Origin of the sequence: Hydrogenophaga sp. BPS33, from assembly GCF_009859475.1 — a bacterium.
GTDB lineage: Bacteria > Pseudomonadota > Gammaproteobacteria > Burkholderiales > Burkholderiaceae_C > Hydrogenophaga.
Genome location: NZ_CP044549.1, coordinates 4,020,672 through 4,037,898, shown reverse-complemented (window position 1 = coordinate 4,037,898; position 17,227 = coordinate 4,020,672). Strand labels below are relative to the sequence as shown.

General features: G+C 67.8%; 15 protein-coding genes. 10 read left to right on the top strand and 5 right to left on the bottom strand.

Translation table 11 applies throughout. The features are described 5' to 3' along the window. Positions 1–6: 6 nt before the first annotated feature. Genes F9K07_RS18790 through F9K07_RS18775 form a run of 4 tightly spaced genes read right to left on the bottom strand, consistent with a single transcriptional unit; the run spans position 7 to position 3,776 of the window. On the bottom strand, positions 7–1,422 hold the full coding sequence (locus F9K07_RS18790) for an FAD-dependent oxidoreductase (protein ID WP_159594875.1): 1,416 nt from the start codon (positions 1,420–1,422) through the stop codon (positions 7–9). A gap of 2 nt (positions 1,423–1,424) precedes the next feature. Continuing rightward, positions 1,425–2,423 (bottom strand): Bug family tripartite tricarboxylate transporter substrate binding protein, encoded by a 999-nt coding sequence (locus F9K07_RS18785; RefSeq protein WP_159594874.1) that lies wholly within the window; start codon positions 2,421–2,423, stop codon positions 1,425–1,427. Positions 2,424–2,468: 45 nt separating this feature from the next. Then, entirely contained in the window at positions 2,469–3,218 is a 750-nt protein-coding gene (locus F9K07_RS18780; protein WP_159594873.1) for an NADPH-dependent F420 reductase, read from the bottom strand. A 9-nt stretch (positions 3,219–3,227) separates the two neighbouring features. Then, positions 3,228–3,776 (bottom strand): nuclear transport factor 2 family protein, encoded by a 549-nt coding sequence (locus F9K07_RS18775; RefSeq protein WP_159594872.1) that lies wholly within the window; start codon positions 3,774–3,776, stop codon positions 3,228–3,230. 257 nt (positions 3,777–4,033) lie between these two features. On the opposite strand from F9K07_RS18775, the gene F9K07_RS18770 reads away from it, so the two are divergent. Both F9K07_RS18770 and F9K07_RS18765 read left to right on the top strand, forming a co-directional pair. After that, complete coding sequence (locus F9K07_RS18770) at positions 4,034–4,981, top strand: helix-turn-helix transcriptional regulator (RefSeq protein WP_236581327.1); 948 nt, start codon at positions 4,034–4,036, stop codon at positions 4,979–4,981. A gap of 163 nt (positions 4,982–5,144) precedes the next feature. Next, a complete protein-coding gene (locus tag F9K07_RS18765; RefSeq protein ID WP_236581326.1) occupies positions 5,145–7,223 on the top strand; it encodes a TonB-dependent receptor domain-containing protein in 2,079 nt (692 codons plus the stop codon). Between the two features lie 21 nt (positions 7,224–7,244). Here the strand turns inward: F9K07_RS18765 and F9K07_RS18760 are convergent, their stop codons facing one another. After that, complete coding sequence (locus F9K07_RS18760; protein WP_159594870.1) at positions 7,245–8,180, bottom strand: LysR family transcriptional regulator; 936 nt, start codon at positions 8,178–8,180, stop codon at positions 7,245–7,247. Between the two features lie 100 nt (positions 8,181–8,280). Here F9K07_RS18760 and F9K07_RS18755 point away from each other — a divergent pair, with 100 nt between their 5' ends. From F9K07_RS18755 to F9K07_RS18720, 8 genes are all read left to right on the top strand, one after another. Further along, a complete protein-coding gene (locus tag F9K07_RS18755; protein ID WP_159594869.1) occupies positions 8,281–9,522 on the top strand; it encodes an MFS transporter in 1,242 nt (413 codons plus the stop codon). A 179-nt stretch (positions 9,523–9,701) separates the two neighbouring features. Further along, positions 9,702–11,165: a sigma-54 interaction domain-containing protein gene (locus F9K07_RS18750; protein WP_159594868.1), complete on the top strand. Its 1,464-nt coding sequence runs from the start codon at positions 9,702–9,704 to the stop codon at positions 11,163–11,165. Between the two features lie 186 nt (positions 11,166–11,351). Then, positions 11,352–12,560 (top strand): substrate-binding domain-containing protein, encoded by a 1,209-nt coding sequence (locus F9K07_RS18745; RefSeq protein WP_159594867.1) that lies wholly within the window; start codon positions 11,352–11,354, stop codon positions 12,558–12,560. A 133-nt stretch (positions 12,561–12,693) separates the two neighbouring features. Next, entirely contained in the window at positions 12,694–13,455 is a 762-nt protein-coding gene (locus tag F9K07_RS18740; RefSeq protein WP_159594866.1) for an ABC transporter ATP-binding protein, read from the top strand. Continuing rightward, positions 13,452–14,189 (top strand): ABC transporter ATP-binding protein, encoded by a 738-nt coding sequence (locus tag F9K07_RS18735; protein WP_159594865.1) that lies wholly within the window; start codon positions 13,452–13,454, stop codon positions 14,187–14,189. The genes F9K07_RS18740 and F9K07_RS18735 overlap by 4 nt, the downstream gene beginning before the upstream one ends. Next, positions 14,186–15,175, top strand: a complete 990-nt coding sequence (locus F9K07_RS18730; RefSeq protein WP_159594864.1) for a branched-chain amino acid ABC transporter permease — start codon at positions 14,186–14,188, stop codon at positions 15,173–15,175. Before F9K07_RS18735 ends, F9K07_RS18730 begins: the two co-directional genes overlap by 4 nt. A gap of 12 nt (positions 15,176–15,187) precedes the next feature. Then, positions 15,188–16,288 (top strand): branched-chain amino acid ABC transporter permease, encoded by a 1,101-nt coding sequence (locus F9K07_RS18725; RefSeq protein WP_159594863.1) that lies wholly within the window; start codon positions 15,188–15,190, stop codon positions 16,286–16,288. After that, positions 16,285–17,160, top strand: coding sequence for an alpha/beta fold hydrolase (locus F9K07_RS18720; protein WP_159594862.1), 876 nt, complete (start codon positions 16,285–16,287; stop codon positions 17,158–17,160). Before F9K07_RS18725 ends, F9K07_RS18720 begins: the two co-directional genes overlap by 4 nt. Positions 17,161–17,227: the final 67 nt, after the last annotated feature.

The window sequence follows — 17,227 nt, the reverse complement described above, 5'->3', positions numbered from 1 at the left end:
TTGGGTTCAAGCGGTGGCCAGCGCCGCGCCGGCGCGCCGCTTCGCGTCCTGCGCGGCGAGGCGGCCGAAGATGCAGCCCTTGGCCAGCGACGAGCCGCTGAGGTAGGACGCGCCGTGCAGCCCTCCCATCACCTCGCCGGTGGCGTAGAGGCCGGGAATGGGGGCGCCGAACACGTCGAGCACGCGCGCGCCCGCGTCGGTGTGCAGGCCGCAGTAGGTGGAGTTCAGGCCGGTGGTGCAGGCGATGGCGTGGAACGGCGCCACGGCCACCGGCGGCACCTGCCCGTAGCCGGCCGTGAGGCAATCGCGGCCCATGTCGTCCGGTGCCTGGCCCCGCGCGGCGGCGTTGTAGCGCGCCACGGTGTCTTCCAGGGCCTCGGTGGGCAGGTCCATCCGCGCGGCCAGTTCGGCGAGCGTGTCGGCCTTTTGGATGAGGCCGGCGTCGAGCGCTGCGTTGTAGTCGTCCACCGTGGGGAACGGAGCGGATTGCGCCATGATGGTTTGGTCGAACACCTGCACGCCGATGCGCTCGGGCTGCTTCAGCGTGGCTTCGCCGATCACCTTGTACGACTCGGATTCGTTGACGTAGCGCTCGCCCTGGCGGTTCACGATGAGCCCGCCCTTGTACATGGTGTGCACCAGGTGCGGCGCGATGGCTTCCTTGCCCGGCAGGGGCTTGTCGGCGGGAGCGCCGAAGGTGCCTTTGGTGAAACCCATGTCGACCATGTCCGCGCCCAGAGCCCAGGCCATGCGCAGGCCGTCGCCGGTGTTGCCTTCGCCACCCATGGGCTTGGCATCGGCCAGGTGCGGGGCGAAGCGCGCCACCATGTCGCGCGAACGCGAGAAGCCGCCGGTGGCGATTACCACGCCGCCTTCGGCCCACAGCGGTTCGCCGTTCTGCAGCTCGACGCCGATGACTTCACGCTCTGCGTCTTCGCCGCGCGTGAGCAGGCGCTTGACGCCCGCATTCGCACGGAACGCGCCGCCCGCGTCGGCCAGCTTCTGGTGCAGCAGGCGCAGCATGGCCTTGGGGTCCAGGCTGTGCAAGCGCGGCACCGACTGGCCACCGTTGAGCGTGACGTTGTCGAACACCAGGCCCAGGTTTTCCAGCCAGCGGTAGGCCTCGAACTGGTGCTCGGCATACGCGTGCATCACGGCCGGGTCGCCCGCGTGGTGGCTGCAGGCAATCAGGTCTTGTTCGAGCAGTTCGGGCGTGTCGGCGATGCCTCGCCGCTTCTGCACGTCCGTGCCGGCGAACGCGAAGGCGCCGCCGCACATGGCGGTGCTGCCGCCATAGGTCGGCATTTTTTCCAGCAGGATCGTGCGCGCGCCGCTTTGCGCTGCTTCGATGGCGGCGCAGTGGCCGGCCATGCCGGCGCCGATGACGATGACGTCGTAGGAGGACGAGGAGTCGGCGTTCATGGTCAGTCCAGTTGCAGGCCGAGCTGGCGGATCAGGCCGCCCCAGGCGCGCACGTCCCCCTTGATCTGGGTGTCCATTTGTTCGGGCGTGGCGGGCAGCGGCGTGAGCGATTGGCCGGCGAGCATGGTGGCCATCTCCTCGCTGCGCAGCACGGCGTTGATCTCGGTGTTGAGCTTCTGCACCACGGCCGGGGGCAGGCCGCCGGGGCCGACGATGCCCATCCAGATCATGGGAAGGTCCACACCCGTCAAACCGGCTTCGGTCACGGTGGGCACCTCGGGCAGCGAGGGCACGCGGTTCTTGCCCAGCACGGCCAGCGGCGTGAGGCGGTCGGCCTTGATGAAGGGCGCGGAGCCGCCGACGTCGAACATGGCCGAGTCGACGTCGCCGGCCACGACCGCCTGGATCGCGGGCGCGGCACCGGGGAAGGGCACTTGCAGGATGTCGATGCCGGCCTTGGACTTGATCAGTTCGGTGGCCAGCGTGTAGGGCTGCGCGGTGCCGGTCGAGGAATACGAGAGCTTGCCGGGGTTGGCGCGCGCATGGTCGATGTAGCCCTTGAGCGTCGTGATCCTGGTCTTGGGGTTCACGAAGATCACGGTCTGGAATTCGGCCACCAGTGCGACGGCGGTGTAGTCCTTGGTGGCGTCGTAGCCGAGCGGGCGCTTGTAGAGCGCGGGCAGTATGGACCAGGGCGCGGTCACGCACAGGTACAGCGTGTAGCCGTCGGGCTTGGCGCTGGCGACGTAGCTGGTGGCGATCACGCCGTTGCCACCGGGCTTGTTCTCCACGATCACCGGCTGGCCCAGGCGCTTGGTCAGCCCCTGGCCCAGGGCGCGCGCGGTGGCGTCGAGCCCGCCGCCGGGGCTGAACGGCACCACGATGCGGATCGGTTTGTCGGGGAAGTTTTGCGCGAGCGTGGAAGTCGCGGCAGTGGCGGTGAGCGCGAGGAGGGCGGCGGCCGCGAGGGCGCGCAGCAAAGGACGGCGTGATGGGGTCATGGTGTGGCTCCGTGGGGTGGTCGGTCAGGGGAAAAAGCCCGCTTCTCAGTGGGTGGGTTGTGCGGTGTCGTCGGCCGTTTCGGCGGCGCTGTTGCGTGCCCACCAGGCCGAGGCGCGGCGGCCGCCGAAGCGGCCGGTGGCGGCGGCTTCGAGCACGTCCACCTTCAGCGTGGCCCAGGGGCCCAGGCCCGCGCCGAGGATGAGGTAGCGGATCACGTCGCCCAGCGGCTCGACGAGGCGCGCGTTGCGTAGTGGCCCCATGTCGACGGGAGCCAGGCCCAGGTCGCTGGCCAGTTGCGCGACGGTGCGGCGCGCGCCCTCGTCGTCGGTGGCGATGAAGGCCGACACGCCTTGGGCGCGCAAGGTCTCCACCGGCATTTCGAACAGTTCCTGCGCCATGGTGTTGAAGCACTTCACCACTCGTGCGCGCGGCAGCGCGGCCTGCAGTTTTTCCGCCAGCGATTGCGCGATGGGCGCGAAGTCGAAGCCACCGGCCGGCACGGGCCAGTTGTTCGGGTCGATCACCACCTTGCCGTCGAACACCGAGAGGTCCGGCCCGACCACGTCGAGCGGCGCGATGTCGCGCGGGCTGTAGAACAGCGCGTCGCCGAAGGCGGCGGCCTCGCGGTTGCTGCCGAAATGCACCTCGCGCGCGCCGGCCGCGCGGGCCAGCTCGGCGGCCTGCTGTGCGGTGTCGCCACCGCGCGCGCCGAAGAACACCGCATGTCCCTGCACCGCCCAGCCGCAGCCCAGCGTGCGCCCCATGTTGCCTGTACCAATGATGCCGACGTTCATGGGGCTTCCCTACATGCGCTCGTTGCGCGGAAACATCGAGAGCAGGCGGTACGAGGCGTCGCTCGCGCCGGTGCCGCTGATCTCCATGCCGAAGTGGCCCTGGTAGAGCTTGTCGTCCACCGGACGCGCGCTCACCCAGTCGCGCACCACCGCGCGAAAGGCGATCTTCCAGACGCCCTCGCGGCATTCGTAGCGGTTGAAGGTGCGGCAGGCCGCGATCGCTTCGGTGGCGCTGCCGTCGGGCGCGCGCTCGCGGTGGTAGGAGAGGCGGTGCGTTTCGCCTTCGGCCTTGTCACCGTCCACGCGGTACCACTCGTTGAGCACGTAGTGCGTGGTGAGCTCGTAGCGGGGCATGAAGTCGCGGAACACCCAGTCCACAAAGGCCTGTGCGCTGCCGCGGTACATCTCGCCGTGTTCCTCAATCGCGTCGTCGAAAAAGATCGAGCGCAGCAGATCGGCGTCGCGGCGGTCCACGCCGCGGCAGTAAGCCATTTCCAGTTCGTGCAACCGTTCTTTGACCAGCAGGTGGCGCAGGGCGGTGTCGTCGTTCTTGGGCATGTGATGTCTCACTCCGGGTGGTGGTCTTGGCTATTAACAAACCGACCAAGTGGTTTGTAATATTGCAGAAATGAGCAAGGCCAGGAACTGGGGTTTCCTCGGGTGCAGGCCCGCAGTGCCGTCTTGTTTGGCGAGGGCAGCCATCGCCCGCACCGGTCATAGCATGTTATTGAGAATTATTTGCATTTGAGGGGCGCGGTCATTAGACTGGTGGCCCTGGTTGCGCCCTCTGCGCCCCCGTCTTTCCTCTGCACCCAGTGTCGTCTTCCTTCACTCCCATTGCCCCCGCCGAAGCGGCCCAGCAGGGCACACCGCGCGCGCTCGCCGAGCACCTGCGCCGCGTACGCCATCTGCGCCCCGGCCTGGAAGTGCATGCCGACGATGTGCGCGATACGGTCGGCTTCACCGGCCAGGGCGACCTGACCGAAGCGCTGCGCATCGTGCTGCTGCTGGAGGGGTCGGTGGACGTGTCGTATGGCCAGCACCGCGTGCAGCTCTCCAGTGCGGGCGGGCGGCGGCCGACGGCACAGGCGCTGGCCGTTTCCGTGGCCGAACCCGACGTGTTCACGCGGCGGGCGCACCAGGGCAACTACGCCCGACGTGTGACCATGGGGTTGGGTCGGGAGTGGCTCGCGCAGGCCGGTCTAATGGACGCGGGCGAGGGCGTGCGGGACTTTCTCACCCGGCATCTCGCCATGGCGCAGTGGCAGGCCTCCGCGCGTGCGGTGGCCCTGGCCGAGCAGATGGTGCGCCCGCCCATGGTCGACCCGCTGTTGCAGAACATCTACCTGGAATCGCGCGCGCTGGAGCTGGTGCTGGAGGCGCTGGGCCACCTGGCCGGGGCACAACCCGGCGCGCTGGCGGCGGGCACGGCCTTGCGGCCCCAGGAACAGCGCCGCCTGAGCGATCTGCGCGAGTTTCTCGCGCGGCCAGAAGCGCATGCGCTCTCCATGGACGACATCGCGCGCCACGCCGGCGTGAACGCCACCACCTTGCAACGCCAATTCCGTGCGTTGTATGGCACCTCGGTGTTCGACTTCATCCGCGCCAGCCGCCTGCAGCGGGCGCGCGACGCCCTGCAGCGCGAGGGCGTGACGGTGTCGCAGGCGGCCAGCATTGCCGGCTACACCAGCGCGGCAAATTTCTCCACCGCCTACAAGCGCCGCTTCGGCCTGATGCCCAAGCACGCGCGCAGCCGGATCTGACGCGGGGCCGGCAGTTCCCGCCCGGCGCGCAGATCGTGGCGCGCGCAAACATCTTCGTAGCCGCCGCAAAGCAAGCCAGGCCCGCCGGGTGGAAGAATCCGGGGATCCTGGTAAATGCAAAGCATTCTCATCTGACGTCCTTCCCATGCAGACCCACTTTTCCATGACCAGCCTTCCTCCGTTCCGCCCCACGTTCCTCGCGCTACTGTGCGCGCTGTCCGCCACCGCGCACGCACAGAACCCCGAGGCCTCGACGCCCACCCTGGGCACGGTGGTGGTGACCGCCACCGCGCGCGAGCAGGCCGTGAAAGAGGCGCCGGCCAGCATCAGCGTGATCACGCGTGAAGACATCGACGCCTCGCCCGCGACCAACCTGCGCGAGCTGGTGGGCCGCCTGGAGGGCGTGGTCACCTCCGCCGGTTCGCCCAGCGACAACGACATCTCCATCCGGGGCATGCCGGGCGAATACACCTTGTTCCTGGTCGATGGCAAACGCCAGAGCACGCGCGAGACCATGAACCGGGGCACAGGCGGGGTGCAGTCCAACCTGCTGCCGCCGTTGGCCGCCATCGAACGCATCGAGGTGGTGCGCGGACCGATGTCCTCGCTCTACGGCTCCGATGCCATGGGGGGCGTCATTAACATCATCACGCGCAAGGTGCCGCAGAAATGGGGCGGCAGCGTGGAGGTGGGCAGCGTGGTGCAGGAGCGTTCCGAACTCGGCAATACCGGCAACACCCACTTCTGGCTCGGCGGACCCGTCAAGCACGACGTGGTGGGCCTGCAGATCTACGGCGGCGTGTCCAAGCGCCGGGAAGACACCGCGTACTACCCCAATTCGGGTTTCCAGGGCGCCTATGGCAGCGAAGACCGCAACCTCACCGCCAAGGCCACCTTCAAGATCGGTCCCGACCATACCGTGAGTGCCGAAGTGGGCACGCAGGCATACACCTGGGAGCAGACGCCGGGCAAGACCCTGGCGGCCAACGGCAACCGCCTGCGCACGCGCCACGACCGCGACCACTGGGCGCTCACGCACGAAGGCCGCTCCGGCCAGTGGACCACCCGCGTGGCCCTGCAGCAGGAGCAGGCCAGCCGCACCGACTGGACCAATGGCGTGCAGGCCATTGCGTCGCCCGACCTCACCAACACCGTGCTCGACGCCGGCCTGACCACGCCCCTGGGCAACAGCGTGTTCAAGTTCGGCGCGCAGATCAGCCGCGTGGACCTCGAAGGCATCTCGCGCCAGGACGCCATTCCCGGCTCGACCTATGCCGCCAACGTGGACAAGGTGTCGCTGAACAACTGGGCGCTCTACGCTGAAGACGAATACTTCCTCACCGACCGCCTCACCTTGACCGGTGGCGTGCGCATGGACCACGACGAGCGCTACGGCAACGAATGGACGCCGCGCCTGCACGGTGTCTACAAGCTCAGCGAGGCCACTACCTTGCGCGGCGGCGTGTCCAAGGGCTTCAAGGCGCCCACCATCCGCCAGAGCACGGCCGGCTATTGCATGACCTCGGGCGGCCCCGTGGCCAATTTCCAGCCGCCGGGCACCTTGTGCGGCAACCCCGACCTCAAGCCCGAGACCAGCACCAACACCGAGATCGGCCTGCATCACGACTTCGCCGCTGGCAGCAGCGTGAGCGCCACGCTGTTCCACAACGACTTCAAGAACAAGGTGACCAGCTACGACACCGGCGTGACCGACCCCCGCGTGCCCACGCGCAACATCTACGTGTACGACAACCTCTCGCAGGTCACGCTCAAGGGCATCGAACTCTCGGCATCCACGCCGCTGGCGAAGAACTGGAAACTCTCGGGCAACTACACCTATACCAAGTCCAAGCGCGGCGCGGGCGGCGAGCCGGCCTTCAACGGCAGTTCGCTGGCGGGACAGCCGCTGGACCGCACGCCCGAGCACGTGCTCAACGCGCAGGTGGACTGGAAGGCGAGCCACGCCCTGGCGCTGTTCGCGCGGGTCAACGCCATGTCCGAGCAGTACTGGGCGGGATTTCGCAACTTCGCCAACGGCACCTTGCGCCGCCCGGGCTCGGCCACGTTCGACATCGGCGGCTCCTACGATTTCAACCGCACGCTCTCGCTGAAGTTCGCGCTGCTCAACGTCGCTGACCGCGTGATGCCGGTGGACACGCGCTCGCGCGCCGCAGGGCTTGCGGGCAACTGGCTGGTGGACGAGGGCCGCCGTCTGGCGGTGAGCCTGAACGCTGGATTCTGAACACCCCCCCCTGCGTCGCCCTCAGGCCGAGGGCATGGCCCCGCGCATCGCGTCGATGAAGCGCCGCAGCCGCACGGGGTAGTAGCGCGCGTGCGGATAGATCAGGTGCAGGGGCAGGTGCGGCGCCTGCCACTCGGGCATGAGGTGCACCAGCCGGCCGGCGGCCAGATCGGCCTCCATCATCCACTTCGACCCGATGCCCACGCCCAGGCCCAGCACGGCGGCCTGGCGCAGCGCGTACAGGTTGTCGGTGCTCATGCGCGGCTGGATGTCGAAGCGGTGCACCGCGCCCGTGCGCAGATGGGTGAGCGAGACCTCGTTGCGGTAGTAGGTGCTCAGCGCCAGCCAGGGCAGCTGCGCCAGATCCGCCACCTCGCGCGGCTGGCGTGAGCGCTTGAGCAGGGCAGGGGAGGCCACCACGATGCGCGGCACGTCGGTCAGCTTGATCGCCACCACCGAGGGGTCGCGGATCTCGCCCACCTGCAGCGCGCAATCGATGCCTGCGCCAATCAGGTCGTGCACGTCGTCGCGCAGCAGCCAGTCCACGTCCACCTCCGGGTGCTGGCGCAGAAACTCGGTCAGCGGAAGCACCAGTTGCTCCTGGCCGAAGGCGTGCGGCACCAGCACGCGCAAGCGGCCCTTGGCATGTTCGCCCACGCCGCGCGCCTCGGCTTCCAGCGCGTCCCAGCTGTCGATCAAGGCCTTGGCACGTTCGTAGCAGCGCTCGCCATCTTCGGTCAGGCGCATCGCGCGCGTGGAGCGCTGCAACAGGCGCAGCCCGAGCGAGCGCTCCAGGGCCTGCAGGCGGCGGCTCACGGTGGGCTGTGTGGTGTGCATCTGCGCGGCGGCCTGGGACAGGCTGCCGGCCTCGACGATGCGCACGAAGGTCTGCATGAGTTCGAGGCGGTCGCCGGTGCCTGTGGGGGCGCTGCGCGCCCACGGAGATGGCTTATTCATGCGTTGATCGTATATCTAAGCTGCACGCTGCAGGGCTACCGGCGTGCGATTCTCCAAGGCACACTCGGTGACATCGATCTCCAAGGCACCCACGCCCACCATGTCACTCATTCAAGCAACGAATACATCGGCCAGCGAGGCCAGACCGTCGAATGCAACAGGCCTGTCCACCCCGCTCGTGCTGCTGTTGGCCGCGAGCGCTGGCCTCACCGTGGCCTCCATCTACTACAGCCAGCCGATGCTGGGCGTGCTCGGCGACGACACCGGCGCCAGTCCGCAGGCCCTGGGCCTGGTGCCCACGCTCGCGCAACTGGGCTACGCGCTGGGCATCCTGCTGATGGCGCCGCTGGGCGATCGGCACGACCGGCGCACGCTCATCCTCGTGAAGTGCGCGGTGCTGGTCGCGGCCATGCTGGGCGCCGCTGCGGCACCGGGCATCGGTCTTCTGTGGGTCGCCAGCCTGGTGATCGGCCTGGGGGCCACGGCCGCGCAGGACGTGGTGCCCGCCGCCGCCTCGCTCGCGCCCGACGCGCACCGCGGCCGCGTGGTGGGCTCGGTCATGACCGGTCTGTTGCTCGGCATCCTGCTCTCGCGCGTGGTCAGCGGCTTCGTGGCCGAGCACCTGGGCTGGCGCGCCATGTTCGTACTGGCCGCGGCCTCGGTGGCGCTGCTGGGCGTGGCCCTGTGGCGCAGGCTGCCCCATTTCCAACCCACCACCAACTTGAGCTACCGCGCGCTGATGGGTTCGATGCTCGGCCTGTGGCAGCGCCATGCGCCGGTGCGCCGCGCGGCCCTGGCGCAAGGCGCGCTGGCCCTGGGCTTCAGCGCCGTGTGGTCGACGCTGGCGCTCTGGCTGCACGGCGCGCCGTTCCACCTGGGCAGCGCGGCGGCCGGGGCCTTCGGCGTGGCGGGCGCGGCCGGGGCCTTGGCCGCACCGGTGTTCGGGCGCCTGTCCGACCGCCACGGCGGGCGCCGCATGGCCCTGGTGGGCGCGGTGCTGGCGCTCGTGTCGTTCGCGCTCATGGCCTTGCTGCCCTGGCTCGGGCGCGAGGCACAGCTGGCGCTGGTGGTCTTGAGCGTGATCGGCTTCGACCTGGGCTTCCAGGGCATGCTGGTGTCGCACCAGACCATCATCTACGGTGCCGACCCGGCCGCGCGCGGTCGCCTCAACGCCATGCTGTTCGTGGTGATGTTCGGCGGCATGGCCCTGGGTGCGGCCCTGGGCACCTCGCTGTTCGGCCACTGGGGCTGGAGCGCGGTGACCGCGCTGTGCGTGGCCTCGGCTCTGTTGTCGATTGCGGTTCGTCTGTGGCCCGACCGGGCCGCACCGCAGTCCACCTGAGCTTTTCATCGCAACGAAGCGCGACCGCGACGCACGAAACAACGACCCCAACCAACGCCGCTCCCTCTCCGAAGAGCGTGCCCGATCCAGAGGCATCGAGGGACGGCTTTGCCGGCCCAAGATGCCGTCCCCCCTCCAAGCGCCGCAGGGGGTGTACCCACTGGCATTACCATGCCTGCATGAGCCTGCCGCGCGACGCCCAAAGCATTCTCGAACTCGCCGCGAGGTCGATGTTCGAGCTCTTTGCCAACGCCAGCGAAGGCATGCTGCTGGTGGACCGCGACGCCAAGGTGGTCTGGATCAACGACCAATACCGCCGCTTCCTGCCTGCCCTGGGTTTCGAGCGCGAGGAAGACTTCGTCGGCCACCCGGTGTCGCGCGTGGTGCAGAACACGCAGATGCACCAGGTGCTGGCCACCGGCAAGCCGATCCTGATCGACCTGCTCACCAACCGCGCGGGCACCTTCGTGGTCAGCCGCATCCCGCTGCGCGACGACGCGGGCGAGGTGATCGGCGTGCTGGGCATCGTGCTGTTCGACCACCCCGAGACCACACTGCAACCCCTCATCAGCAAGTTCGCGCGGCTGGAGCAGGACCTGAGCGAAGCGCGCCGCGAACTGGCCAGCCAGCGGCGCACCAAGTACACCTTTGCCAGCTTCGTTGGCAGCAGCGCCGCCGCGCTGGAGGTGAAGCGCCAGGCGCGCCGCGCGGCGCAGTCGGCCAGCCCGGTGCTGCTGCTGGGCGAAACCGGCACCGGCAAGGAACTGCTGGCGCACGCCATCCATGCCGCTTCGCCGCGCGCCGGCCGCCCGTTCGTGAGCGTGAACATGGCGGCCGTGCCCGACACCTTGCTCGAAGCCGAGTTCTTTGGCGTGGCGCCCGGCGCCTACACCGGCGCGGACAAGAAGGGGCGCGACGGCAAATTCAAGCTGGCCGACGGCGGCACGCTGTTCCTCGACGAACTGGGGGACATGCCGATGTCGGTGCAGGTCAAGTTGCTGCGCGCCTTGCAGGAGGGCGAGATCGAGCCGCTGGGCTCGAACAAGCTGGTGCGCTTCGACGTGCGCGTGGTCGCCGCCACCTCGCGCGACCTGCTGCAGATGGTGCGCGAAGGCAGCTTCCGCGAAGACCTCTACTACCGCCTCAATGTCTTGCCGATCCGCGTGCCGCCGCTGCGCGAGCGGCGCGACGACATCCCGCTGCTGATCGAGGCCCTGTGCGAAGACATCGCCGCGCGCGGCGGCGGCGCGCAGCTCGAACTCACGGCCGATGCCCAGGCCCTGCTGGCCGCGCAAGCCTGGCGCGGCAACATCCGCGAGCTGCGCAACGTGCTGGAGCAACTGGCCTTGCGCAGCGACACGCACCACATCGCGGGCACGCAGGTGGGGGCGGTGCTGCAGGAAGCGGGGCTGCCCGCGCTGGTGGTGGCCGCGCCTGCGTCGGCCCGTGCCGCGGTGGCGGTGCACGACGCCGAGGCGCTCAGGCCGCTGCCCGAGCAAATCGCCGAACTCGAACAGCGCGCCATTGCCCGGGCCCTGGCCCACACAGGCGGCAACCGCACCGCAGCGGCCAAGCTGCTGGGCATTTCACGCGCCAGCCTGTACGACCGCCTTGCCGCTCCAAGCGAGTCGCCTGAAATTTAGACATCTGTCTGAAATTCAGGCGATTCAACCAATGGACGCTGTCCAAAGTTTGGACGATTCAATTCTGATGCTGAAAAAAACGCTTTGAAATCAAAGATGTAAAACCTTGGCACGAAGCCTGCAAGGCACAGGCACGGCGCATCCCTGTGAGCGCTGTGACGATTCTTCCAACCCGGAGACAACGACATGACACCAAGCACCCGCCGCCTCGCGGTCATCGCGCTCGCCTGCACCGCCGCGCTCGGCACCACGCTCGCATCGGCACAGGCCAACAAGAGCGAGATCCGCATCGCGCACATCCACAGCAAGACCGGCCCGCTGGAGGCCTACGCCAAGCAGACGCAGGCCGGCCTGATGATGGGACTGAGCTACGCCACCGGCGGCACCATGATGGTGGCGGGCAAGAAGATCGTCGTGATCGAAAAGGACGACCAGGGCAAGCCGGACGTGGGCAAGAGCCTGCTGGCCACCGCATATGCCGACGACAAGGTCGACCTGGCCATCGGCCCGACCGCATCGCCCGTGGCGCTGGCCATGCTGCCGGTGGCCGAGGAATACAAAAAGATCCTGCTGGTCGAGCCCGCCGTGGCCGACTCGATCACCGGTGACAAGTGGAACAAGTACATCTTCCGCACCGGCCGCAACAGCAGCCAGGACGCGGCCGCCAATGCCGTGGCGCTGGACCAGCCGGGCAACGTGATCGCCATGCTGGCCAACGACAACGCCTTCGGCCGCGACGGTGTGAAGGCCGCCAAGGACTTCACCAAGAAGGCCAAGATCGTGCACGAGGAATACCTGCCCGTGGGCACGACCGACTTCACCGCCGGCCTGCTGCGCATCGTCGACAAGCTCAAGGACCAGCCGGGCACCAAGTACATCTCGGTGGGTTGGTCGGGCGCGCCCACGCCGTTCCCCAAGATCGCGGAAATGGAGCTGGAGAAGCGCTACGGCATCAAGCTCGCCACCGGCGGCAACATCCTGCCGGCGATGGTCGCTTACAAGCAGTTCCCCGGCATGGAGGGCGCGTTGTACTACTACTTCGGCATCCCGAAGAACCCGGTGAACGACGCGATGGTGTCCGAGCACTACAAGCAGTTCAAGTCGCCACCCGACTTCTTCACCGCTGGTGGCTTCACCGCTGCGATGGCGGTGGTGACGGCGCTGAAGAAGACCAATGGCGACACCAAGGCCGACACGCTCATCAAGACCATGGAAGGCATGAGCTTCGACACGCCCAAGGGTTTGATGACCTTCCGCAAGGAAGACCACCAGGCCATGCAGAGCATGTACCACTTCAAGATCAAGGCCGATCCGGCGTTTGCGTGGGGTGTGCCGGAGCTGGTGCGGGAGATCAAACCCTCGGACCTCGACATTCCGATCCGGAACAAGAGATAACCCCCTGCGCCGCTGACGCGGCTTCCCCCTTGAAAGGGGGACCATGCCTGAGGCCCGGAGAAGCCGGTTCCTCGGCATGTCTGGAAGGGCAGCGCACTGGCGCTGCCTGTGGACCTCGCTCTTCGGATCCTCCATGCTTGAAACCCAAGACCTCACGGTCCGCTTCGGTGGGCACGTGGCGGTGAGTGCCGTCTCCTGCGCGTTCGCGCCGGGCACGCTCACAGCCATCGTCGGCCCCAACGGCGCGGGCAAGACGACCTACTTCAACCTGATCTCCGGACAGATCAAGGCCAGCGCGGGCCGCGTGCGTTTGAATGGGCAAGACATCTCGTCTCTGGGCGCGCCGGCACGCGCCAAGGCCGGCCTGGGCCGCGCGTTCCAGCTCACCAACCTGTTCCCCAACCTCACTGTGCAAGAGAACGTGCGCCTGGCGGTGCAGGCCAAGGCGGGCGCGGGCCTGAACCTCTGGCGCATCTGGAGCGACCGGCGCGACCTGCTGCAGCGCGCCGACGAGGTGCTGGAAACGGTGGCCTTGGCAGACAAGCGCGACGCGCTCGCCTCAAGCCTGCCCCACGGCGACCAGCGCAAGCTGGAGGTGGGCATCCTGATGGCGCTGGAACCCGACGTGTTCATGTTCGACGAGCCCACCGCCGGCATGAGCGTGGACGAGGTGCCGGTCATCCTCAACCTGATTCGCCAGCTCAAGGAAGACAAGCGCAAGACCATCCTCTTGGTGGAACACAAGATGGACGTGGTGCGCGAACTCTCGGACCGCATCATCGTGCTGCACAACGGCGAACTGGTGGCCGATGGCGAGCCCGCCGCGGTGATCGCCTCGCCGGTTGTGCAGCAGGCGTATCTGGGCATCAATCCCGAAGAAGAGGTGAGCGCATGACAAAACCCCTGCTCACGCTCAACAGCGTTCACACCCACATCGGCGCGTACCACATCCTCCACGGCGTGGACCTTGTGGTGCCTGTCAATCAGCTCACCATGCTGCTCGGGCGCAACGGCGCAGGCAAGACCACCACGCTGCGCACCATCATGGGCCTGTGGCATGCGAGCCAGGGCACGGTGACGCTCGATGGCACCGACATCACCGCGCACAGCACGCCCGACATCGCGCGCAGCGGCGTGGCCTACGTGCCCGAGAGCATGGGCATCTTCTCGGACCTGAGCGTGAAAGAAAACATGTTGCTGGCCGCGCGCGGCGCGCGCAGCCTGGACGACATCGACACCACGCGCCTCGAATGGATCTTCGGCCTGTTCCCGGCCATGAAGAAGTTCTGGTCGCACCCGGCCGGCAAGCTCAGCGGCGGCCAGAAGCAGATGCTCGCGGTCTCGCGCGCCATCGTCGAGCCGCGCCAGCTGTTGTTGATCGATGAGCCCAGCAAGGGCCTCGCGCCCGCGATCATCCAGAACATGATCGCGGCCTTCCGCGAACTCAAGGCCGCCAAGACCACCATCCTGCTGGTCGAACAGAACTTCAACTTCGCGCGCCAGCTCGGCGACAGCGTGGCCGTGATGGACGACGGCCGCGTCGTGCACAGCGGCTCCATGGCCGAACTCGCGGCGGATGAAGCGTTGCAATCCAGGCTGCTGGGTCTTTCTCTCGGAGCACACCAATGAGACTGCTGAACACCGACTTCGACTGGAAGCCGCTGGCCCTCGTGCCCGCGCTGGCCTTGCTCGCGCTGCCCGCCGTGGGCAGTGGTTCCACCTGGCTCACGCTCACCGTCGCGGGCCTGGCCATGGGCATGATCGTCTTCATCATCGCCTCCGGCCTCACGCTGGTGTTCGGCCTCATGGACGTGCTGAACTTCGGCCATGGCGTGTTCATCGCGCTCGGTGCCTTCGTCGCCACGACCGTGCTGGCCAGCATGGGCAGCTACACCACGGCCGACAGCCTGTGGCTCAACCTGGTGGCGCTGCTGCCCGCGATGTTGGTGGCCATGGCCGTGGCCGGCGCGCTCGGCTGGGTGTTCGAGCGCCTGATCATCCGCCCGGTCTACGGCATGCACCTCAAGCAGATCCTGATCACGATGGGCGGCATGATCATCGGCGAGGAGATGATCAAGGTCATCTGGGGGCCGGGGCAGATCGCCTTGCCCTTGCCCGAGACCTTGCGCGGTTCCTTCATCTTCGGCGACGCCTCGGTGGAGAAGTACCGTCTGCTGGCCGTGCTCGTGGGGGCGGCGGTTTTTGCGGCGATGGTGTGGACGCTGAACCGCACCAAGGTCGGCCTGCTGGTGCGCGCCGGCGTGCAGGACCGCGAGATGGTCGAGTCGCTCGGCTACCGCATCCGCCAACTCTTCATCGGCGTGTTCGTGGTCGGCAGCGCGCTCGCCGGCCTGGGCGGCGTGATGTGGGGCCTGTACCAGCAGACCGTGCTGCCGCAGATGGGCGCGCAGGTCAACGTGCTGATCTTCATCGTCATCATCATCGGCGGCCTGGGCTCCACGCTGGGCGCGCTCATCGGGGCGCTGCTGGTGGGCCTGATGGCGAACTACACCGGCTTCCTGATGCCCAAGGTCGCGCTGTTCTCCAACATCGCGTTGATGGTCGCCATCCTGCTCTGGCGCCCGCAAGGCGTGTATCCCGTCACCAACCGCTGAAGGAGCCGAAGCATGTTGTCCCGACTCCTCTCCAACGACCTCCCCCGCAGCCGCTGGCTCGTCGCGTTGCTGCTCGTGCTGTTCCTCGGCCTGGCATTCGCGCCCTTCCTGTTCCCGGGCGTGAAGGCGCTCAACGTGGCGGCCAAGGTGCTGATCTTCGTGGCGCTGGTGGCCAGCTTCGACCTGCTGCTGGGCTACACCGGCATCGTGAGCTTTGCGCACACCATGTTCTTCGGCATCGGTGCCTACGGCGTGGCAATCGCGCTCAACGCGGCCGAAACGCCGTCGTGGGGGGCGATCGTGCTGGGGGTGCTCGGCGCGCTGGTGATTTCCCTGCTGCTCTCGCTGGTGATCGGCCTGTTCTCGCTGCGCGTGAAGGCAATCTTCTTCGCCATGATCACGCTCGCGGTGGCCTCGGCCTTTCTCACACTGGCCTCGCAGCTCTCGGACTTCACCGGCGGCGAAGACGGCCTGACCTTCCGCGTGCCCGAACTGCTCTCGCCCGGTTTCACGCTCACCGAAGAGCCGCTGGTGACGCCGCTGGGCGAGGTCGACCTGAACGGCCGGCTGATCACCTACTACCTGATCTTTCTCGCCGTCACAGCGATCTTCCTGACCATTCTGCGCATCGTGAACTCGCCCTTCGGCCGCGTGCTGCAGGCCATCCGCGAAAACGACTTCCGGGCCGAAGCGCTGGGCTACCGCACGGTGGTCTACCGCACACTCTCCAACGTGCTCTCGGCCGCGTTCGCCACGCTCGCCGGTTGCCTGCTCGCGCTCTGGCTGCGCTACAACGGGCCGGACACCTCGCTGTCGTTCGAGATCATGCTGGACATCCTGCTCATCGTCGTGATCGGCGGCATGGGCACCTTGTACGGCGCGTTCATCGGCAGCGTGCTGTTCGTGATCGCGCAGAGCTACCTGCAAGACCTGCTGCGCCTGGCCGGCAGTGCCACCGAAGGCTTGCCGCTGTTACCCGCGCTGCTCACGCCCGACCGTTGGCTGCTCTGGCTGGGCGTGTTGTTCGTGCTGTCGGTCTACTACTTCCCGACCGGCATCGTCGGCAAACTGCGAGAGCGCGCCGTGCTCGCGCGCAGGAGGGGCCAGCCATGAACGCGTTGCAACTCCCGTTGGCCGTCACACCGCGCTCGCGTTACATCACCTGCGAGGGCCGAGAGATCCACTTCATGGACTGGGAACCCGAGGCACCCACCGGCCCGGTGGTGGTCGCCTGGCACGGCCTGGCGCGCACCGGGCGCGACATGGATCCGCTGGCCGCCCACCTCTGCGCTCAGGGTTGGCGCGTGATCTGCCCCGACACCATCGGGCGCGGTCTGTCGCAGTGGAGTCCCCAACCCGAAGCCGAGTACTGCCTGGACTTCTATGCGCGCACCGCCACCGCGCTGGTGGACCAGCTTGCGCTCAAGCGTTTCCATTGGGTGGGCACCTCCATGGGCGGTGCGATCGGCATGGTGTGCGCGGCCGGCCCACTGCACGGGCGCATCGAACGGTTGGTGCTCAACGACATCGGCCCGCAGTTGGCCGAACCGGCGGTGCAGCGCATCCGCAGCTACGCGGGCAAGCCGGACGCTTTCGCCACCGTGAGCGAGCTGGAGCAGTACTTCCGCACCATCTACAAACCGTATGGCTTCCTGAGCGACGCGCAATGGCGCCTGCTCACCGAAAGCTCCACGCGCCGCCTGCTCGATGGCCGCGTGACGCCGCACTACGACCCGGCCATGGTGGGGCAATTCACGCACCACCCGCAGGACTACGAACTCTGGCCCACCTACGACCGCATCGACGTGCCGGTGCTGTGCCTGCGGGGTGCCGAGTCCGACCTGTTGCTGGCCGAGACTGCCGAAGCCATGCGCGACCGCGGGCCGCGCGCGCTGGTGGTGACAATCGCGGGCTACGGCCACGCACCGGCGCTGAACGTGCCAGAGCAGTTCGAGCTGGTGCAGCGGTTCCTGGCGGGGAACTGATCGAATCGATCGGAACCTTGGGTTGGGGCGGGTTACGCACTGAGGTCGCAGCATGCCGTGCATCCGT

Bases quoted from the DNA above. Each gene is read 5' to 3' on its own strand.
- F9K07_RS18790 (WP_159594875.1), bottom strand. From the start codon at position 1,422: ATGAACGCCGACTCCTCGTCCTCCTACGACGTCATCGTCATCGGCGCC.
- F9K07_RS18785 (WP_159594874.1), bottom strand. From the start codon at position 2,423: ATGACCCCATCACGCCGTCCTTTGCTGCGCGCCCTCGCGGCCGCCGCC.
- F9K07_RS18780 (WP_159594873.1), bottom strand. From the start codon at position 3,218: ATGAACGTCGGCATCATTGGTACAGGCAACATGGGGCGCACGCTGGGC.
- F9K07_RS18775 (WP_159594872.1), bottom strand. From the start codon at position 3,776: ATGCCCAAGAACGACGACACCGCCCTGCGCCACCTGCTGGTCAAAGAA.
- F9K07_RS18765 (WP_236581326.1), top strand. From the start codon at position 5,145: ATGACCAGCCTTCCTCCGTTCCGCCCCACGTTCCTCGCGCTACTGTGC.
- F9K07_RS18760 (WP_159594870.1), bottom strand. From the start codon at position 8,180: ATGAATAAGCCATCTCCGTGGGCGCGCAGCGCCCCCACAGGCACCGGC.
- F9K07_RS18755 (WP_159594869.1), top strand. From the start codon at position 8,281: ATGTCACTCATTCAAGCAACGAATACATCGGCCAGCGAGGCCAGACCG.
- F9K07_RS18750 (WP_159594868.1), top strand. From the start codon at position 9,702: ATGAGCCTGCCGCGCGACGCCCAAAGCATTCTCGAACTCGCCGCGAGG.
- F9K07_RS18745 (WP_159594867.1), top strand. From the start codon at position 11,352: ATGACACCAAGCACCCGCCGCCTCGCGGTCATCGCGCTCGCCTGCACC.
- F9K07_RS18740 (WP_159594866.1), top strand. From the start codon at position 12,694: ATGCTTGAAACCCAAGACCTCACGGTCCGCTTCGGTGGGCACGTGGCG.
- F9K07_RS18735 (WP_159594865.1), top strand. From the start codon at position 13,452: ATGACAAAACCCCTGCTCACGCTCAACAGCGTTCACACCCACATCGGC.
- F9K07_RS18730 (WP_159594864.1), top strand. From the start codon at position 14,186: ATGAGACTGCTGAACACCGACTTCGACTGGAAGCCGCTGGCCCTCGTG.
- F9K07_RS18725 (WP_159594863.1), top strand. From the start codon at position 15,188: ATGTTGTCCCGACTCCTCTCCAACGACCTCCCCCGCAGCCGCTGGCTC.
- F9K07_RS18720 (WP_159594862.1), top strand. From the start codon at position 16,285: ATGAACGCGTTGCAACTCCCGTTGGCCGTCACACCGCGCTCGCGTTAC.